Source organism: Hymenobacter sp. UYP22 (genome assembly GCF_040547285.1).
Taxonomy (GTDB): domain Bacteria; phylum Bacteroidota; class Bacteroidia; order Cytophagales; family Hymenobacteraceae; genus Hymenobacter.
In genome coordinates this window covers 1-1,179 of sequence record NZ_JBEPPK010000030.1, presented here as the reverse complement: position 1 = coordinate 1,179, position 1,179 = coordinate 1, and the positions used below count along the sequence as shown (strand labels likewise).

The following is a 1,179-nucleotide window of genomic DNA, read 5'->3' as shown; positions in this document are numbered from 1 at the left end:
TTGTCGCGTCCGGCTAACTGTTGACAGGAATAAGGCAAGGGCCCCGCTCGGATTTTCCGGCGGGGCTTTTCGCTTGCTGATGGACTTGATTAGGGGTTAAGTAGTTCAGCGCCAGGTGGGGTCTTTCCTCGTTGTACAGGTGCACGGCCTGCCCGACCAGCAGACGGGCCTGGGCCAGGTCGTCGGGCCGCACGAAGAGGAATTCGTCCTTGAGGATGCCGTTGACGCGCTCGGCCAGCGCGTTCTGGTAACAGTCGTAGCCGTCGGTCATCGAGCAGCGCAGCCCGGCGGCGCGCAGGGCACTCTGGTAGGCATCGGAGCAGTACTGGCTGCCTCGGTCGGAGTGATGCAGGCCGCCGCTGGCCGCCGGCCCGGCGGCGCGTACGGCCTGGGCCAGGGCGGCCAGACAGCCCGCCGTGTGCAGGCTGGCGTGCACGTGGTGGCCCACGATACGCCGCGAGAAGGCATCGGTGACCAGGCTCAGGTACACGGTGCCCTGCCGGGTGGGCAGGTAAGTGATGTCGCTCACGTAGCGCTGGTTGGGGGCCGTGGGCGCAGGTGCGTCGTGGACCAGGTTGGGGTGGCAGCGGAAGCGGTGATGCGAGTCGGTGGTCTTGATAAAGCTGCGTTTTTTGGGCACCAGCAGTTGATGCTGGCCGAGCAGGGTGAAGAGCGCATCGCGCCCGTAGCTCACGCCCTGCACGCGCAGCAGCGGAGCAATTTTATGGTAGAGCTTGCGCGTGCCCAACCGCGGCAGGCGGGTGCGTACGGCCCGCACCTGCGCCAGCACGGCGTTGGCCCGCTGGGCTTGCCGCGCCTGGCGCTGGCGGCGCTGATAAAGGCCCTGCCGGCTCACGCCATAGCACTGGCAGCTGCGCTGCACGCTCAGCTTTTTTTCGGCCCCCAGGCGGGAAACGGCCGCTGGAAAGACTTTTTTGGCAGGGCGATGCCATGGTCCTGCTCCACCACTTGCAGCATGGTGCGCAACAGCAGATTCAGGTCTGTGCTGTCCTTCAACTGCTTGTCAAACTGTTTTTTCTGCTCGCGCAGCTGCGTTTCCAGCTGTTTGATGCGCTGTTCGGGACTCCGTTCCACGGGGCGGGCAAGGCTGGGGAAGGTAGCGCCAGCCTGCTGAGAAGTTACGAAATGGCTGGCATAGCGCCGGCACCAGCTCAACAC

General features: G+C 65.1%; 1 protein-coding gene and 1 pseudogene. Both read right to left on the bottom strand.

Features of this window, described 5'->3' with window-relative positions; all coding sequences use genetic code 11:
* Nucleotides 1–13: 13 nt before the first annotated feature.
* On the bottom strand, nucleotides 14–883 hold the full coding sequence (locus tag ABIB60_RS22390) for an IS3 family transposase (RefSeq protein WP_354582558.1): 870 nt from the start codon (nucleotides 881–883) through the stop codon (nucleotides 14–16).
* Nucleotides 884–885: 2 nt separating this feature from the next.
* Nucleotides 886–1,179: pseudogene (locus ABIB60_RS22385) on the bottom strand (hypothetical protein); the annotation flags it as partial.